The sequence below is a fragment of the bacterium genome (genome assembly GCA_016708315.1).
Lineage (GTDB): Bacteria > Zixibacteria > MSB-5A5 > CAIYYT01 > CAIYYT01 > JADJGC01.
Genome location: JADJGC010000015.1, coordinates 44,307 through 57,855 on the forward strand (window position 1 = coordinate 44,307; position 13,549 = coordinate 57,855).

Here is a 13,549-nt window from a genome sequence, read left to right on the forward strand (position 1 = left end):
CCTATATTGGTTGCTGAAACGATTAGTAATTTAGGGTTAACTCTTACCCTAAACTTTGTTGCTCCCCAAGTGAGTCGCGAAAAGTGTCTTTGACAATGCAAAGCTCTTTTGCGCGGGGATGATCTTCCCAGAGACCGTACGCAATGACTGAATCTGGCAAGCTCAATGGTGGCTGAACGTTTAAGCCTCTTCTCCTAAACTCGTTCTCACCTCCTTTCACTCTCAAAATTTCTTCAGTTTCTATTCTCATTTCATTCTCAACGAATGTTTGAATCTCGATATCCACTATTGCGCCTGATTAAGGTTCAGGTTAAATCCCTGTTAAGTACCTTCGCTACGGGCAGTGTGGCGCTGGACCACCGCCGAAAATGTGCGAAATCAGGAACACAGCGTCAGAAATACTGATTCCGCCGCTTCCATTGGCATCGCCAAGACACGCCTGAACCGGTGCCGGGCCGCCGCCAAAGATGTGTGCGATAATGAACACGGCGTCGGAAATACTGAATCCGCCGCTATTATTGGCGTCACCGCACAGGCAGCACTCGAAGGCCATTGTGCCATCAAGCAGGAAACCGGCGGTCGTATCGAGCCAGCACGTGTTGCGCTCTGTCTCGACCGTGTCAAACCAGCTAATGCAAGAATCTCCAATAGACTGGGCACAATTCAGGAATGTCGTGTCCATATAGGTCGAACAAGCATAGGCGATCAGATCGCCATGTTGATCAGAGAATCGAGTTTGTGAGCGATTGACGACAAAGGTGACCGTTGCGCTGTCGCAAATCGAGTCGCCCAATGCGCCCTTGGTTTCGGCGAAAAGCCGTAGGAATGTTCCTGATCCGGGATTGAGCGGCGGCTTGATTGGCGCTCCTCCATTGTCGGCGGTGCCAATAATGTTTATGAGAGCCCCGACCGGGCCGTCAAGGATTCGCGCCTGAATGTACTCCCACCCTTTGATTCGGGTGCCGACGGTGTCGAACTTCGCAAAGTAAATTGCGCTGTCCGTACCCGGGAAGCGGATCGAATCAGACTTAAACTTCACTAACGATGGTTCCGAAATGTTGATCCACAACTGGAAGCCTGCAATGGAATCAGTGATGTTGGACACATTAACCGGAATCGTTATTGAGTTGTTGGATAGCGCCGTGGTAACCGATGCTACCTGGCACACCAACTCAAGAGCGTTGGGAGCGGTCTCAGCTTTTTTGCCCACCGAAACCGAAATCGCAACCGTTGTGACAACGATCAGTGCGATTGAGAAATAACGCCATTTCCTGGCCATCAAGCAACCTCCTTGCCTGTGTAAGAAACTACTAAACCGTTACATTAGTTAATCGGTAGCTGTTTGGCCTCTGTACAGTCTCCGTCGCGTTATTCGCAGTCTTTCTTGTCTTGTGTTTTCCGGTAAGAACCTACTGAAACGTTCCACATCAATAACATCGCCAAATGAGAGAACCGGGCGATACTAAGAGTAAAGTGCTAATTTGTAGTAAAGAGCCGAATCCTACCAACTCGTGATTCGAGAAATAGTAAATCGCTGTTTTGTCCGCGATGATTCGAATTGGCTAAAATTTCTTTGAGTAAGACGGTTTAAGGTTAAGACCTTGTGTTCACTTCAGCGGGAATATACACGTAGTACCCTGTGATGTCAACATGATTTTGGCGAATTCCGCACTTTTTTGGAACTAAAATTGATCAGCTCGAAACGGTGTTTCACATCGGAATCTTCGTTTTCAAACCAAAATTGTGGCGATTAGAGTCGATGAGGGCCACTTTCGCCTCCCTCAAGCCAGCTTAGCAGACAAAAAAAGGCCGAAGCGACAGGTGCCAAATCTGAGAGGGGGGCAGGAAACTCAAATTTGGGACTACACCCTACTTCGGCCAAATGTTCTAACCGAGAATAAACACTCCAGTTCCATCCTTTGCAAGAAAAAACGCGAGTTAATTTTGAATGCGACATTATAAGGTATCAAGCGAATCGGGCAACTTCCGATATCTTATTATAGGATAACTCTTTAACGGATAGAGAAGCCGTATGCCGATAGCCGTAGTCCAGCATTCCATGCTCGACAAAATCACCATGACAATTGGAGAGTTGCCGGCTTCCCCGGCAATCGTCAGCACAATCATGGGAATGACTGCAGACCTTAACGCGTCTGTCGAAGATCTCGGTACGGTATTGGCTGCTGATCCCGCATTGACTGCCAAAGTTCTCAAGTTGTCCAATTCATCATTCTATGGACGCTCACGATCAGTCTCTTCTATAAAGGAAGCTATCCTCATATTAGGGTTCTATACCCTTCGCTCGATGGTGATCGCCTCCTCGACGCACACTATCTATCATAGGAAAGACAATGTCCCATTTAGCGAGAAGCTATGGTCACATTCGCTTGCCAGCGGAATGGCGAGCAGACTTGTGGCGCGGCATATCCACCATCCGCGCATAGAAGAGATCTTCATTGCCGGACTGCTTCACGATATCGGCAAGATTATCCTCGGCCAGAAACTGATGGCGGTGTATGACAACATCGTAAAGGAAGTCGAAAGATCGGGCCGCGGATTCCAGACAATAGAACTCGAGAAGCTGGGCTTCGACCACACCCTCGTCGGTGCGACCGTGCTGAAGAAATGGAACTTCCCTAAAGAACTGATTGATGGTGTCCAATATCACCACGAGATGCGAAATCAATCTGATTCCGAATCTGCCAGTATCGGAGACGTAGTGGGATTTAGCAACCAACTCTCGAAACAGATCTCCGGAGGGTTTGCCGAACCGGCAGTTGATTGCCTCGCACGCCATCCATTCGCAGAGCAATATGCGATGGACTCCGAAACCATTCAAGCCATGACCGAAGACCTAAAGAGCCGCTTTGAAGAAGAGAAACATCTATTTGAGGACAATTAAGTGACGCTGATCGGAAGACACGAGACGCTGAGGCGTATCGAAGAATTTGAGGGGATGCCGTCAATTCCGCAAATCATCATCCGTGTGCGGGAGATTTCGGAAAACCCGCGCTCGTCCGTTGCGGACCTCGCGAATATCATTCTCTCCGATCATTCCTTAACTTCCAAGATTCTCAAGATCGCCAACTCAGCCTTTTACGCCGAATATGCCAGCCGGGTATCGACCATCACTCAGGCGATCACCCTGATGGGATTCCGGACGGTCCAGAATGTAGTGATCTCGCTGGCGCTCTTCGATGCAATGGGCAAGTTCTCGCATCACAAATTTGACTTCCGCCGTTTTTGGAGCCACTCTCTGTCGACCGGTGTCATAGCGAAGCTCTTTGCTTCGGCATCGCACTACAAAACCCCCGAAGAGGCTTTCATTGCCGGGTTCATGCACAATATCGGCGTCGCCATCTTGGCTGTCGCTTTCCCCGAAGAATATGATATCGTCATGAAAAAAATCGAGCGCGGTGAAGAGCAGATTGCTGCCGAGAAGTCGGTCTTCGCCATCGACCACTGCGAGGTCGGCGGCTGGCTTGCACGCAGATGGAATCTACCGCCATTGTTGGCAAAACCGATAATGGAGCACCATCGACGCGGACTGCCCTCGCGTCAAAGAAGCAACAACCCGCTGGTTGACTACATCTATCTAAGCGATATGGCATTTGACGTGATCTTCCAGACCGATGAAGACAGGCGCCGCCAGCTCTGCAAATCCGCATCCGACTTGGCGGGCACGACGGAAGAGATGGTGACCAAAATCCTCGAAATCGCGCCGGGAGTTATACCGGAAATCGCCAACGAACTCGAAATCTCGCTTAAGCCGCCGGATTCCAACCGCACCGAAATCGTCAGCCGCAACATCGACCACGAATCGGCTGAATTGGTCCAGCAGCTAAATGAACGCAATCGCGAACTGGCGATAATCAAGGAAGCCGGCGAAGCAATTCGACAAGCTACCAGCGAGGACGAAATCTTCCAGACGACTCTCGAAGAGGTTTTCCGGGGAATGGGCATCGGTCGCGCGATTCTTCTGGGCATCGATCGCGAAGCCAAAGTAGCGCGCGGTATTCTCGGTTTTGGTGTGAATTCTCAACAGGCCGTATACGACATGATTCTTCCGCTTGGCGAAGGCGTAATTGGAAGAACAGTCGCAGAATGTGCCATCCAGAACATTCTTGATTCAACTTCAGATCTCTACAAAGACACTTTTTTGGAAGAAGAGCGCGTTCAAATCGGTTGCTGCGCTTTTGCGACTCTGCCGATGGTGATTGGTGAAGACGTCGAAATCGTCATGGTGATCAACAATCCTGATCCAGCCGAACCGGTCGATGACGACCGGCTCTTGTCTATCGCCAGCCTCATCAGTCAGGCTTCTGTCGCAATAGAACGACTGCGCCTGAAAAGGCAGGTCTTGGACCTACAGGGAAAACAGGTCACGACGTTGCTTAACACCGTCTTTAAATAGTCCTGCTGTCTGGTTTAGATAACCGAATACTGATAATCAAAGAATTCGAAATCCTGCTCGCTGCTCGTGCCGGTCATTACGAATCCGGCTCTTGTGAACAACTCCTGTGAAGCCACATTTTCTTTCAGAATCCGCGCTTGCACGACGCGTATTTCGTGCTCACCTGCCAGATAATCAAGCAGTAAACGGAGAGATTCCAATGCATAACCGTGGCGCCATAGATCGACCTCGCCGATTATGATGCCAACCTCGCAGGCATGGTTCTCGTCATCGATATCGAAGTAATTGACCAATCCAATCGGCTGGCCTTCCAAAGTACATATTGTCAAGACGCCGCTGAACTCGCTGGGTACGAGATACAATGAAAACCGGAAAAGCCGGTAAGCATCAAAGTCGATCTTGGGGTTCCACCAGGGATTCGCTAAGTGTACCTGAACGCGACCGTCGCAATACCAGCGATAGAAAGGCTCAGCGTCTTTATCGCGGACACGGCGAAGACCACATTTCGTGCCGGTACGAACGAACTCCCCATCAACCATAACTAACGATTCATATTGCGAATGTCAGATGCAACAACAATCACAGGTTTCGACGTCGCACAACACTACTCAGTCTTTGGCTTGCGTTTCAAGAACACCGGCACTGCGCATCATGTGCTTCAATAGCAGTATCTGCCCAAAATGTCCGGCAAAATGCTCGACCAAATGATACAGAGTCCACGAGCGCGTAATCTGAATCTCCTTGTCGCCGCGCTTACGAGTGAAAGTGCCCTCCAACTCGGAGTCGCGCCACGTCTGCATCTCTTCGTGAATAGCCGCTCGGGCTTTGTCGAGCATGGTAAAGTATTCCTCAACCGACTTACCGGATAGTGTAGCCGGATGAAGACCGTCCGGCGGGATAGGCAGTCCATCATCGTCCATTCTGATTCCGATTATCTTGAGTTCGATTTCATCTCCATCCGGTTCCGACGGAATCTCCTTGGAAGCGACATTGATCCAGAACACTTCAACTACCGCCAGATGGGCAAGTAACATGCCGATTGTGTTCATACCCCTCTGGGGCTGCCACTCTAGCTGCGGCACTGTTAGCTTGGCAACAGACTCCTTGAGCAATAAAAGCTGATCATCAAGTTGTGCCGCGAAAAGCGATATTGTGGATTGCGATTTCGCATCATAACCGGATGGATACTTCAGTTCTCGTTTCGTCATAACTCTCCTATTTTGATTGATTATGGTTCAGATGTTAATCGATTAATGACTTTGACGCAATCCTCTTGCATTGGTGCCGAAAAGTCGATTCATCACGCGAACTCTGAGAGTTGTACGTACAACATCAGAGGAAGAATCTTAGAACTATGCCAAAAATTCAATCTGTCGGTTGCGCCCTCCCGCCGCATCGTCTCACACAAAGTCAAATTCGCGAATTCGTGAAAGCACGATTCACCGGCTCTTCCCTGCCAATTGATAAACTGCTCGAAGTATTCAAAAACGCCGAGATTGACGAGCGCTATTTTTCCGTTCCAATCGACTGGTACCGCGAAGAAAAGAGCTTCGAGGACAAAAATCAAGTCTATATCGATTCCTGCAATGCGCTCGGCGTCGACTGCTCCACCCGATGTCTCGAAGCCGCCGGCATTACGCCCAAGGACGTCGATTACATCATCTTTGTCTCTACCACCGGGTTGGCGACACCCTCGATTGATGCCCGTCTCATTAATCTACTGGGAATGCGCAGCGACATTCGCCGAACGCCGGTCTGGGGACTTGGTTGCGCCGGTGGAGCTGCCGGTATCTCGCAAGCCTATCACTATCTGCTCGGACATCCTCGCGAGAGGGTCCTCTTGGTCGCGGTTGAACTCTGCGGACTGACATTCCAACAAAACGATTATAGCCGCAGCAACTTCGTCGCAACTGCGCTGTTTGGCGAGGGCGCCTCGGCGGTCCTTCTGACCGGCGACGAAGTATCAGCACCCGGAGTCGAGATAGTCGGCACTCGCTCGACCTTCTGGCCAGATTCGCTCGACATCATGGGTTGGAATCTGATGAACTCCGGATTGCAGGTAGTCTTCAGTCAAAGCATCCCCCACATTGTCGAAACCAAGGCGCGACAGAACATCGAATCATTCTTACAGGACCATTCTTTGGATTTCGCTGACATTGACTATCTGATATTCCATCCCGGCGGCGCCAAGGTGATCGAGGCCTATGAAAAGGCGCTTCAAACCGAAAACGGTGCATTGGATGTTTGTCGTGACGTCCTTCGTCGCTACGGAAACATGTCTGCAGTTTCCGTACTTTTCGTCTTGGAAGAGCACTTGCGCAGATTCGATCTTGGCACCGGAAAACTCGGCTTGATGTCTGCTCTCGGTCCAGGTTTCTGCGCTGAGAATCTGTTGCTAAAATTCTGACGGCTCACAAACAATCATCCTCCCCAAAATTCTATAATCCCTTATACTGTAGGCAGATGAATATGCCTTGAGGCAAAGATAACACCGGACAAAAGATTGAAGAGCTCAAAAAACAAACGCAATACTGTCCCTGAAACCAGTGCCTCTAAGACTGACACGTACTGGCTGCTTGGTATAATCGCTCTTGCGGCGTGTGTGCGGATCGTTTTTGCTTTGCAGACGACTGATGACCCATTCCGCGGTCTGCTATTCCTCGATTCCAGAGTTTATCATCTTCTGGCGGCTGAGATTGCCAATTCGAACTTCTGGGGTAGCGAAGTGTTCTTCCGGGCGCCATTGTTTCCATACATTCTCGCTATCACTTACAAGCTCTTCGGGCTTGAGAGTGCGGCAATTCAAGTCTTCCACGCATTGCTCGGTATCGGCACCGTTGTACTTACATACTTAATCGCGAATATCCACTTTGGTCGCCGAGTAGCGCGAATCGCCGGAATATGCACTGCTCTCTATCCGACGTTGTATTTCTTCGAGCTTTCGCTTATGCCAACAGCCCTTGAAGTCTTCACCTTCACAGCCGCTGTGTATTGCCTCAGTCGGTATCAAAAAAATCGCACCAACGTTGCTCTCGCCATAGCAGGAATCGTACTTGGCCTGGCAGCTCTGAGTCGACCCACGATACTCTCTTATGTGTTGGTTCTTCCACTGTGGTTGTGGCTATTGGAGAGAAAACAAAATTGGAAGAGTATCGCGACCAAGATGATTTGGGTAGTTGTTCCAATGGCAATAGTCATTCTGCCGGTCACGATACGCAACTACATGATTGAGCCCGATTTGGTGATGATATCTTCACAGGGCGGCGCCAATTTCTTCATTGGCAACAATCAAAATGCAGACGGACAGACTGTCTCATTCCCGTTCGGACAAACGCCCTTGAATCGCTACGAGGACCACATCTGGTCAGCTTCGCAGTTTATCGCAAAGACAAAGCTCCGCCGCGAACTGACCTCTGCCGAAGTCTCGGACTATTGGTTCGATCAAGGCATGCAATTCGTGACTTCGCATCCGGCCGATGCTATCGGGTTATTCGTAAGAAAGTCGTATTACTTATTCTGCGGCGAAGAGCTATTCAACAACACCAATCCACTGGCGCCTCGGGAGTACTCACAGCTCTACGCACTCTCTATTTGGCAAAAAGGGATCAACTTCCCATTTGGTATTGTAGCCCCGCTCTTTCTGGTTGGCTCAGTGATGCTACTAATACAACGAGACAAGCGCTGGTTACTATTATTCTTCGTTGCATCCCAAGCCGCAACTATCGCGCTCTTTTTCGTAAGTTCGCGGTTTCGACAGCCATTTCTACCGATCATGATTATAATCGCGGTATTCTGCGGCATTGAGCTATACAATTGGATCCGTTCAAAATCGTGGCGCCGCGTGGCTGCCTATAGCGCCGCTCTTGCCTTGCTGGTTTTTGCTCTCAACCCGCCATTCGAAATCTCGAGCCGACAAAACCGTTCCATGTACCATGCTTTGCTTGGCGGCGCCTTGGCGACTCAGGAACGCTATCCTGAAGCAGTCGACCAGTTGCGGGAAGCGATCAAAATCGCCGACGACAACGCGACGGCGTTCCAATTGCTGGGCAGCCTTTATGTCAAGAGCGGTCAATTGGAGCAGGCTTTGGCCGTGCTTCATCGCGCCGAGGAACTCGCTCCTGACGCGATTCAGACAAAGTCTGTACTCGCGCGCATTTACTACGATCGCAGAGACTACGAGCGCGCCCTTTCTTACTTTCAAACTGTGTTAAAGTCGGGAATGCCAATGGACAAGTTCAACTTCTGGGCCGCGCATTCAGCATTTGAATTGGGTCAGCTCGAAACCGCCCAAGGCTACCTCGAATCCGCACTCCAAGAAAACCCTGCCGACAAGGATGCGCTCAACTTGCAGCTAATGCTTCGAAACAGGCAGCAGTCGGTCGCTCCGTAGAAGATTCAGACAATCTCCGTCATTCATGAATTGATTTACCGCCCAGATTTGTATAAACTCGTAGTAACTGCGTTACCGTTAGATTTGCCAAATGGAGGATTTTGATGCGTTTCTTGCTTAATCGTATTCTACTGTTCACGACTGCGCTTGCATTGATAGTATCAGTTGCAGCACAGGCAGAGAAAAAGGCAGACTCCAGCCAGGCAGCCGAACCGAAAATTATCAAACCGGAACCGGCAAAAGTTTCTAACAAGGGGAGACCAACCCTCCTCATGGCTGGCGACACCATTGTCACCACCAGCGGCTTGAAATACATTGAAATCAAGCCCGGCACCGGCGGCAGTCCGCAAAAGGGACAGAGGGTTACGGTTCATTATGTTGGCACCCTTCTCGACGGCAAGATCTTTAGCAGTTCGAGAACCAATGGTGCGCCGTTTGAATTCGCAATTGGCGTTGGTCAAGTTATTAAAGGTTGGGATGAAGGCATTTCATCAATGAAGATTGGCGGGACCCGCAAGTTCATTATTCCCGCAGAACTCGCATACGCTGATAAAGGTCACCCGGCCGGTGTACCGCCTAATGCGACAATCGTTTTCGAAGTTGAACTGCTGGGGATTCGGTAGATTCGATAGAGTGCAGCTACTACCAGAGACCAAATGAGTTTCTGGTCGGATAAAGATGAAATTATGGGATTGTTTGGGAGAAAGAGAATCATGACAGAAGAAAACGCGATCACACTGCCCAGCGGGCTGAAGTTCGTCGAAATCAAAGAAGGTACCGGCGCATCTCCAAAGACCGGCCAGCTGGTCGAGGTCCATTACACCGGCTGGCTCGAAAACGGCAAGAAGTTCGACAGCTCCAAGGATCGCGGTCAGACATTCGAATTTCCTATCGGCAAGGGACGAGTGATTAAGGGTTGGGATGAAGGCGTCGCTTCGATGAAAATCGGCGGGACCAGAAAACTGATAATTCCGGCTGAATTAGGCTATGGACGTCAAGGCGCCGGGAACGTCATTCCACCAGATGCGACATTGATCTTCGAGGTGGAACTGATCGGCATTAGCTGATCAGTTTCCAGCTTCTCTAATACTTCAGTTTGATCAGTTGCCCGCCGCTACCGGCTGCAAAAACGACGTGGTCGACGGCATCGATGTCAATGAATCGGAATTTGTGACTTACCGTGTCCATCACCCAGTTCCGCCCATGATTGACCGACACTGCCAGGAAATTATTCCCGGCGATATAGACGATATCTGGTTCCGGGATGGCCAGACAAGTCAAAGATTCGTCTGTCATCTTAAGCTTGTCCTGCCACGACCATCCTCCGTCTGAAGAGTACCGCAGTAACCCGTTGTCGCCTACCTCCCAGCCTCGCTGGATATCCATGAATAATAGTGCATTGATTCCCGGGATTCTGCTGGCAGCATGCTCCCACACCTGACCGCCGTCTGTTGTGTATACAAGTGCCTCTCGCCCCAAAACCCATGCATGTTCATGTGGCACGACATCAATGTAATGCAGCTGTGCGTATTCAGTCTTGGCAAAATTCCAGATCAGCCCTTTATCCGTCGACCTACCGATAACTCCCATTCCTGCGAACTCGCCCATATTGTAGTTCCCGACAATGAGCCCAACTTCATCACCCGGAAATCCAATACTGACCAAGTCCCAGGCTGAATCGGCTGTTAGCGTAGTCCAAGTGGCGCCACCATCGATGGAGCGCAATAGCGCGCCTTTCTCGCCGCAAACCAGTCCGATTTCATCATCAAGGAAGTAAATGTCCTCCAGTCGCTTTCCGCCGCTGTTTCCGACCGCGAGAAAAGACTTTCCTCCGTCAGAGGTCCGCAGAATATTGCCGCTCGCAGTGACGGCGCAACCGTCTGAATTGCTGATGAAATCTAATCCGGTGATCTCTTCCCCCGTAGCAATGGTAAAAGCCTCGAATTGCAATGGATCCTTGTCCCCCGATGAGCAACCGCTGAACAATAGCAGTGCCAGAGCAAAAACAGCTCCAGTCAACTTCTTCATTTATCGCTCCGATCTAACTAGCCCGTTTTTACTAATCGCATTGAGGCTTTCATAGTCAAGCAAAAACTGATTGGCGATTGGGAGGCAATCATACTAACTTGTTTTACTATGCGAACTGACGAAGTCCTGCGACTGGACAATCTATCGTGCCGAAAGAAACGGCTCAACGCTACAACATCAGGGATATCTCTCTCTGTGTCTGCCGGTGAGTATAAGACCATTGTTGCCGAAACCGGAGCCGACTCGGCAGATTTGCTGCCGTTGATTACAGGAGAGATAAAAGTGATTTCCGGTTCAGGCACGCTGCTTGGCTACCCGCTGCAAAAAATGTCCTCGTGGCGGCGAAGACAATTGCTCCAACAGATCGGGATTCTCTCGCGAATTGATCCGGCAACATCCGACGCCACTGTAAGTGAATTTCTCGCATTACCGTTGAGAATTGCCGGAGTAGCACCCAGCCAGATAAACTCCCGGATTCGCAGCATCTTGAACAACCTTGAACTGATACTCCAAACGCACCAACCACTGCTTGCTCTCTCACCTGCTCAATTGCGCATGGCGGCACTCGCACAGGCTTTAATCAAGTCGCCTCGGCTCATCATTGCCGAATTACGCAATGACCAATTTGACAATCAGATCACAATTCCGATTCTTCAGAGACAATCCACTCACGGCGCAGCAGTTTTGACAATGTCTGATTCTGAACCGTCACCAATACACCCTGACACGACGAACTACCGCGAGATCGAGTACAATGTCGCACTCTGATTCGGAAAATAAACGCACGTCGGTAATTGCAGCGTTGTTGTTGCTGAGCTTGATTATATTGCCTTTCGGCATGACCACATTGGTCGAACAGAATCTTCACGACTATGAGCAATCGCTTCGCTCGCGCCTCAAATTCGAAATCTACTTGCGCGAACAGGCGACAACCGAACAAGTGCAATTGCTTATCAATCAAGTCAAAATTATGGAAGGGTTCAGTCAATTCAACTATCGCGACCGTGAAGAGGTCTTTCGAAGCATGCAAATTGCCCTTGGAACCAACCTCCTGCCGGACGATGCCCCCAATCCATTTCCTTCCGTCGTGGAAGTTACATTCGAGCCGAGGTACTCAACCCTGGCTCATTTTGAGAACATCAAAATGAGTACCAGCAAGTTTCCGTTCATTGAAGATGTCAACTATGGTTCCGAATGGCTGGAAGCCCACGAAAAGACTTTTGCTTCGGCCACTAAGGTGCTCTTGGCCGTGCGGATAATCACAGCAGCCTGCTCCTTGATCCTGATGTTCTGGTTCATGAAGCGAGTCATCAATCTCCGCAATGAATACTATGCGATGCTTCGACGACTCGGCGCTGGTTGGCGAATTATGGTGCTTCCATTTGTGCTCCGCAAGACTGCTCTGGGCGTCGCCGCTGCCGCACTGTCGCTCTTGGCATTATATGGCTGTTTTGCGTTGGTTACCGGCTGGTCGATTCAAATAACTTTCGTCACCGCCACGAATATGCTCGCGGTGCTTGGCTTCGGCGGGCTGGTCGCGTTATTAAGTGCGGCGCTGGCCGTTGGTCCCGAGCTATGACCCCACGATTGTGTCTTTGCTTTGCGTTAATCGCATCACTCGTCTTTGCTCCGATCTTGCTCGCCGACACTCCCAACCAAGAGAAGCTCGAACAAACCCGCCAACAACTTGAGCGCGCGCGTCAGGATGCGGAACGAATTCTCACCTCACAGGCCGACCTTTACAAGCAATTGGAAGTCGTTGACCATGAGTTAGAGCTGTCCAGCCAACTGCTTCGACAACTCCGTAAACAAGCGAACGAAACTGCATTAGCGATACAATCGACTTCGGACACAATCACCAATCTGCGGGAATTGACGGCGTCAGAGAAGACGATGCTCTCGCGGCGCCTCCGCAAACTCTACATAATTCGCGACCTCAACGATGTCTACGTGCCATTCAGCGAAGCCGATTTTATCGGAAAATCTTCGCTGAGATTCAACTTCCGGAAACTCGTCGAACGCGACAATCTAAACCTGACAACATTAAACACTTCAATTGTCGGCAAAGAACAACTTCTGGGAAATCTCAAATCGCGGCAACTGGAACTGAAACGACTGAGTGAAGCGCAAACTGCCGAAGAGCAGCGCTCCCGCGAATCGCTTCTCCAACGAGAGCGAATTCTCGCCGGTCTCAAGAGCGAAAGCCACGAATTGTCTCTGGAGATTGGCAAAATCGAGGGCAATGCTACCACTATTGGCGACGTTTTTGCCGAGATTGAAAAGCAAGCGCGTTCGACCTCTGACTATCTGTGGGAACGCGAACGGGAGATGTCGCAGAAAATGAAAGGCAAATTCTTCTGGCCCGTTAACGGCAATGTCTTGACGACATTTGGCACCAAGAAGGACAAACGCACCGGTCTCTCCAGCAAAAGCAATGGAATTAGCATCGCCACGCGGCGCGGACAAAAAGTCGTTGCAGCACTGACCGGACAAGTCATATATATTGGCTGGGCACGCGGACTCGAGCGCTTCGTGGTCGTAGATCACGGCGGTTCAATCTACTCGCTCTACGGCAATCTTGGGGAACTGTCTGTTAAAGAGGGCGACCAGGTGATTCGCGGCGAGTCTTTTGCAGTTACAGCCGGAGATCGAGTGCATTTCGAAGTCCGTGACGGCAAAACACCAATGAACCCGGCAGAATGGCTGCGAGATTAGTA

13 protein-coding genes are annotated in these 13,549 nt (G+C 50.3%); 9 read left to right on the forward strand and 4 right to left on the reverse strand.

The genetic code is table 11. The annotated features are described in order from the left end of the window. Positions 1-334 precede the first annotated feature (334 nt). On the reverse strand, positions 335-1,279 hold the full coding sequence (locus tag IPH59_11360; protein ID MBK7092296.1) for a dockerin type I repeat-containing protein: 945 nt from the start codon (positions 1,277-1,279) through the stop codon (positions 335-337). A 753-nt stretch (positions 1,280-2,032) separates the two neighbouring features. On the opposite strand from IPH59_11360, the gene IPH59_11365 reads away from it, so the two are divergent. After that, complete coding sequence (locus IPH59_11365) at positions 2,033-2,902, forward strand: HDOD domain-containing protein (protein MBK7092297.1); 870 nt, start codon at positions 2,033-2,035, stop codon at positions 2,900-2,902. Beyond that, on the forward strand, positions 2,903-4,414 hold the full coding sequence (locus tag IPH59_11370; GenBank protein MBK7092298.1) for an HDOD domain-containing protein: 1,512 nt from the start codon (positions 2,903-2,905) through the stop codon (positions 4,412-4,414). A gap of 14 nt (positions 4,415-4,428) precedes the next feature. On the opposite strand, the gene IPH59_11375 is transcribed toward IPH59_11370, so the two are convergent. Both IPH59_11375 and IPH59_11380 read right to left on the reverse strand, forming a co-directional pair. Then, positions 4,429-4,953: a GNAT family N-acetyltransferase gene (locus tag IPH59_11375; protein ID MBK7092299.1), complete on the reverse strand. Its 525-nt coding sequence runs from the start codon at positions 4,951-4,953 to the stop codon at positions 4,429-4,431. Positions 4,954-5,022: 69 nt separating this feature from the next. Next, positions 5,023-5,622, reverse strand: a complete 600-nt coding sequence (locus IPH59_11380) for a DinB family protein (GenBank protein ID MBK7092300.1) — start codon at positions 5,620-5,622, stop codon at positions 5,023-5,025. A gap of 146 nt (positions 5,623-5,768) precedes the next feature. Here IPH59_11380 and IPH59_11385 point away from each other — a divergent pair, with 146 nt between their 5' ends. The 4 genes from IPH59_11385 to IPH59_11400 all read left to right on the forward strand — a co-directional run bounded on the left by IPH59_11385 (position 5,769) and on the right by IPH59_11400 (position 9,871). Continuing rightward, positions 5,769-6,821 carry a type III polyketide synthase gene (locus IPH59_11385; protein MBK7092301.1) on the forward strand — a complete coding sequence of 351 codons (1,053 nt, stop codon included), beginning with the start codon at positions 5,769-5,771 and terminating at the stop codon, positions 6,819-6,821. A 96-nt stretch (positions 6,822-6,917) separates the two neighbouring features. Continuing rightward, entirely contained in the window at positions 6,918-8,804 is a 1,887-nt protein-coding gene (locus IPH59_11390; protein ID MBK7092302.1) for a glycosyltransferase family 39 protein, read from the forward strand. Positions 8,805-8,908: 104 nt separating this feature from the next. Next, entirely contained in the window at positions 8,909-9,427 is a 519-nt protein-coding gene (locus IPH59_11395) for an FKBP-type peptidyl-prolyl cis-trans isomerase (GenBank protein MBK7092303.1), read from the forward strand. 33 nt (positions 9,428-9,460) lie between these two features. Next, a complete protein-coding gene (locus IPH59_11400) occupies positions 9,461-9,871 on the forward strand; it encodes an FKBP-type peptidyl-prolyl cis-trans isomerase (GenBank protein MBK7092304.1) in 411 nt (136 codons plus the stop codon). Between the two features lie 16 nt (positions 9,872-9,887). Here the strand turns inward: IPH59_11400 and IPH59_11405 are convergent, their stop codons facing one another. Beyond that, the gene (locus tag IPH59_11405; protein MBK7092305.1) at positions 9,888-10,832 is read right to left on the reverse strand and encodes a hypothetical protein; all 945 of its coding nucleotides are present in this window, start codon (positions 10,830-10,832) and stop codon (positions 9,888-9,890) included. Between the two features lie 195 nt (positions 10,833-11,027). Between IPH59_11405 and IPH59_11410 the strand changes: the two genes are divergently transcribed. Genes IPH59_11410 through IPH59_11420 form a run of 3 tightly spaced genes read left to right on the forward strand, consistent with a single transcriptional unit; the run spans position 11,028 to position 13,547 of the window. Next, positions 11,028-11,600, forward strand: coding sequence for an ATP-binding cassette domain-containing protein (locus IPH59_11410; protein MBK7092306.1), 573 nt, complete (start codon positions 11,028-11,030; stop codon positions 11,598-11,600). Continuing rightward, positions 11,587-12,411: a hypothetical protein gene (locus IPH59_11415; GenBank protein ID MBK7092307.1), complete on the forward strand. Its 825-nt coding sequence runs from the start codon at positions 11,587-11,589 to the stop codon at positions 12,409-12,411. The genes IPH59_11410 and IPH59_11415 overlap by 14 nt, the downstream gene beginning before the upstream one ends. After that, on the forward strand, positions 12,408-13,547 hold the full coding sequence (locus IPH59_11420; GenBank protein ID MBK7092308.1) for a peptidoglycan DD-metalloendopeptidase family protein: 1,140 nt from the start codon (positions 12,408-12,410) through the stop codon (positions 13,545-13,547). Before IPH59_11415 ends, IPH59_11420 begins: the two co-directional genes overlap by 4 nt. The last annotated feature ends 2 nt before the right edge of the window (positions 13,548-13,549 follow it).

Coding starts and splice junctions, on each gene's coding strand:
- IPH59_11400 (MBK7092304.1), top strand. CDS start 9,461: ATGAGTTTCTGGTCGGATAAAGATGAAATTATGGGATTGTTTGGGAGA.
- IPH59_11420 (MBK7092308.1), top strand. CDS start 12,408: ATGACCCCACGATTGTGTCTTTGCTTTGCGTTAATCGCATCACTCGTC.
- IPH59_11360 (MBK7092296.1), bottom strand. CDS start 1,279: ATGGCCAGGAAATGGCGTTATTTCTCAATCGCACTGATCGTTGTCACA.
- IPH59_11405 (MBK7092305.1), bottom strand. CDS start 10,832: ATGAAGAAGTTGACTGGAGCTGTTTTTGCTCTGGCACTGCTATTGTTC.
- IPH59_11380 (MBK7092300.1), bottom strand. CDS start 5,622: ATGACGAAACGAGAACTGAAGTATCCATCCGGTTATGATGCGAAATCG.
- IPH59_11415 (MBK7092307.1), top strand. CDS start 11,587: ATGTCGCACTCTGATTCGGAAAATAAACGCACGTCGGTAATTGCAGCG.
- IPH59_11375 (MBK7092299.1), bottom strand. CDS start 4,953: ATGGTTGATGGGGAGTTCGTTCGTACCGGCACGAAATGTGGTCTTCGC.
- IPH59_11365 (MBK7092297.1), top strand. CDS start 2,033: ATGCCGATAGCCGTAGTCCAGCATTCCATGCTCGACAAAATCACCATG.
- IPH59_11395 (MBK7092303.1), top strand. CDS start 8,909: ATGCGTTTCTTGCTTAATCGTATTCTACTGTTCACGACTGCGCTTGCA.
- IPH59_11385 (MBK7092301.1), top strand. CDS start 5,769: ATGCCAAAAATTCAATCTGTCGGTTGCGCCCTCCCGCCGCATCGTCTC.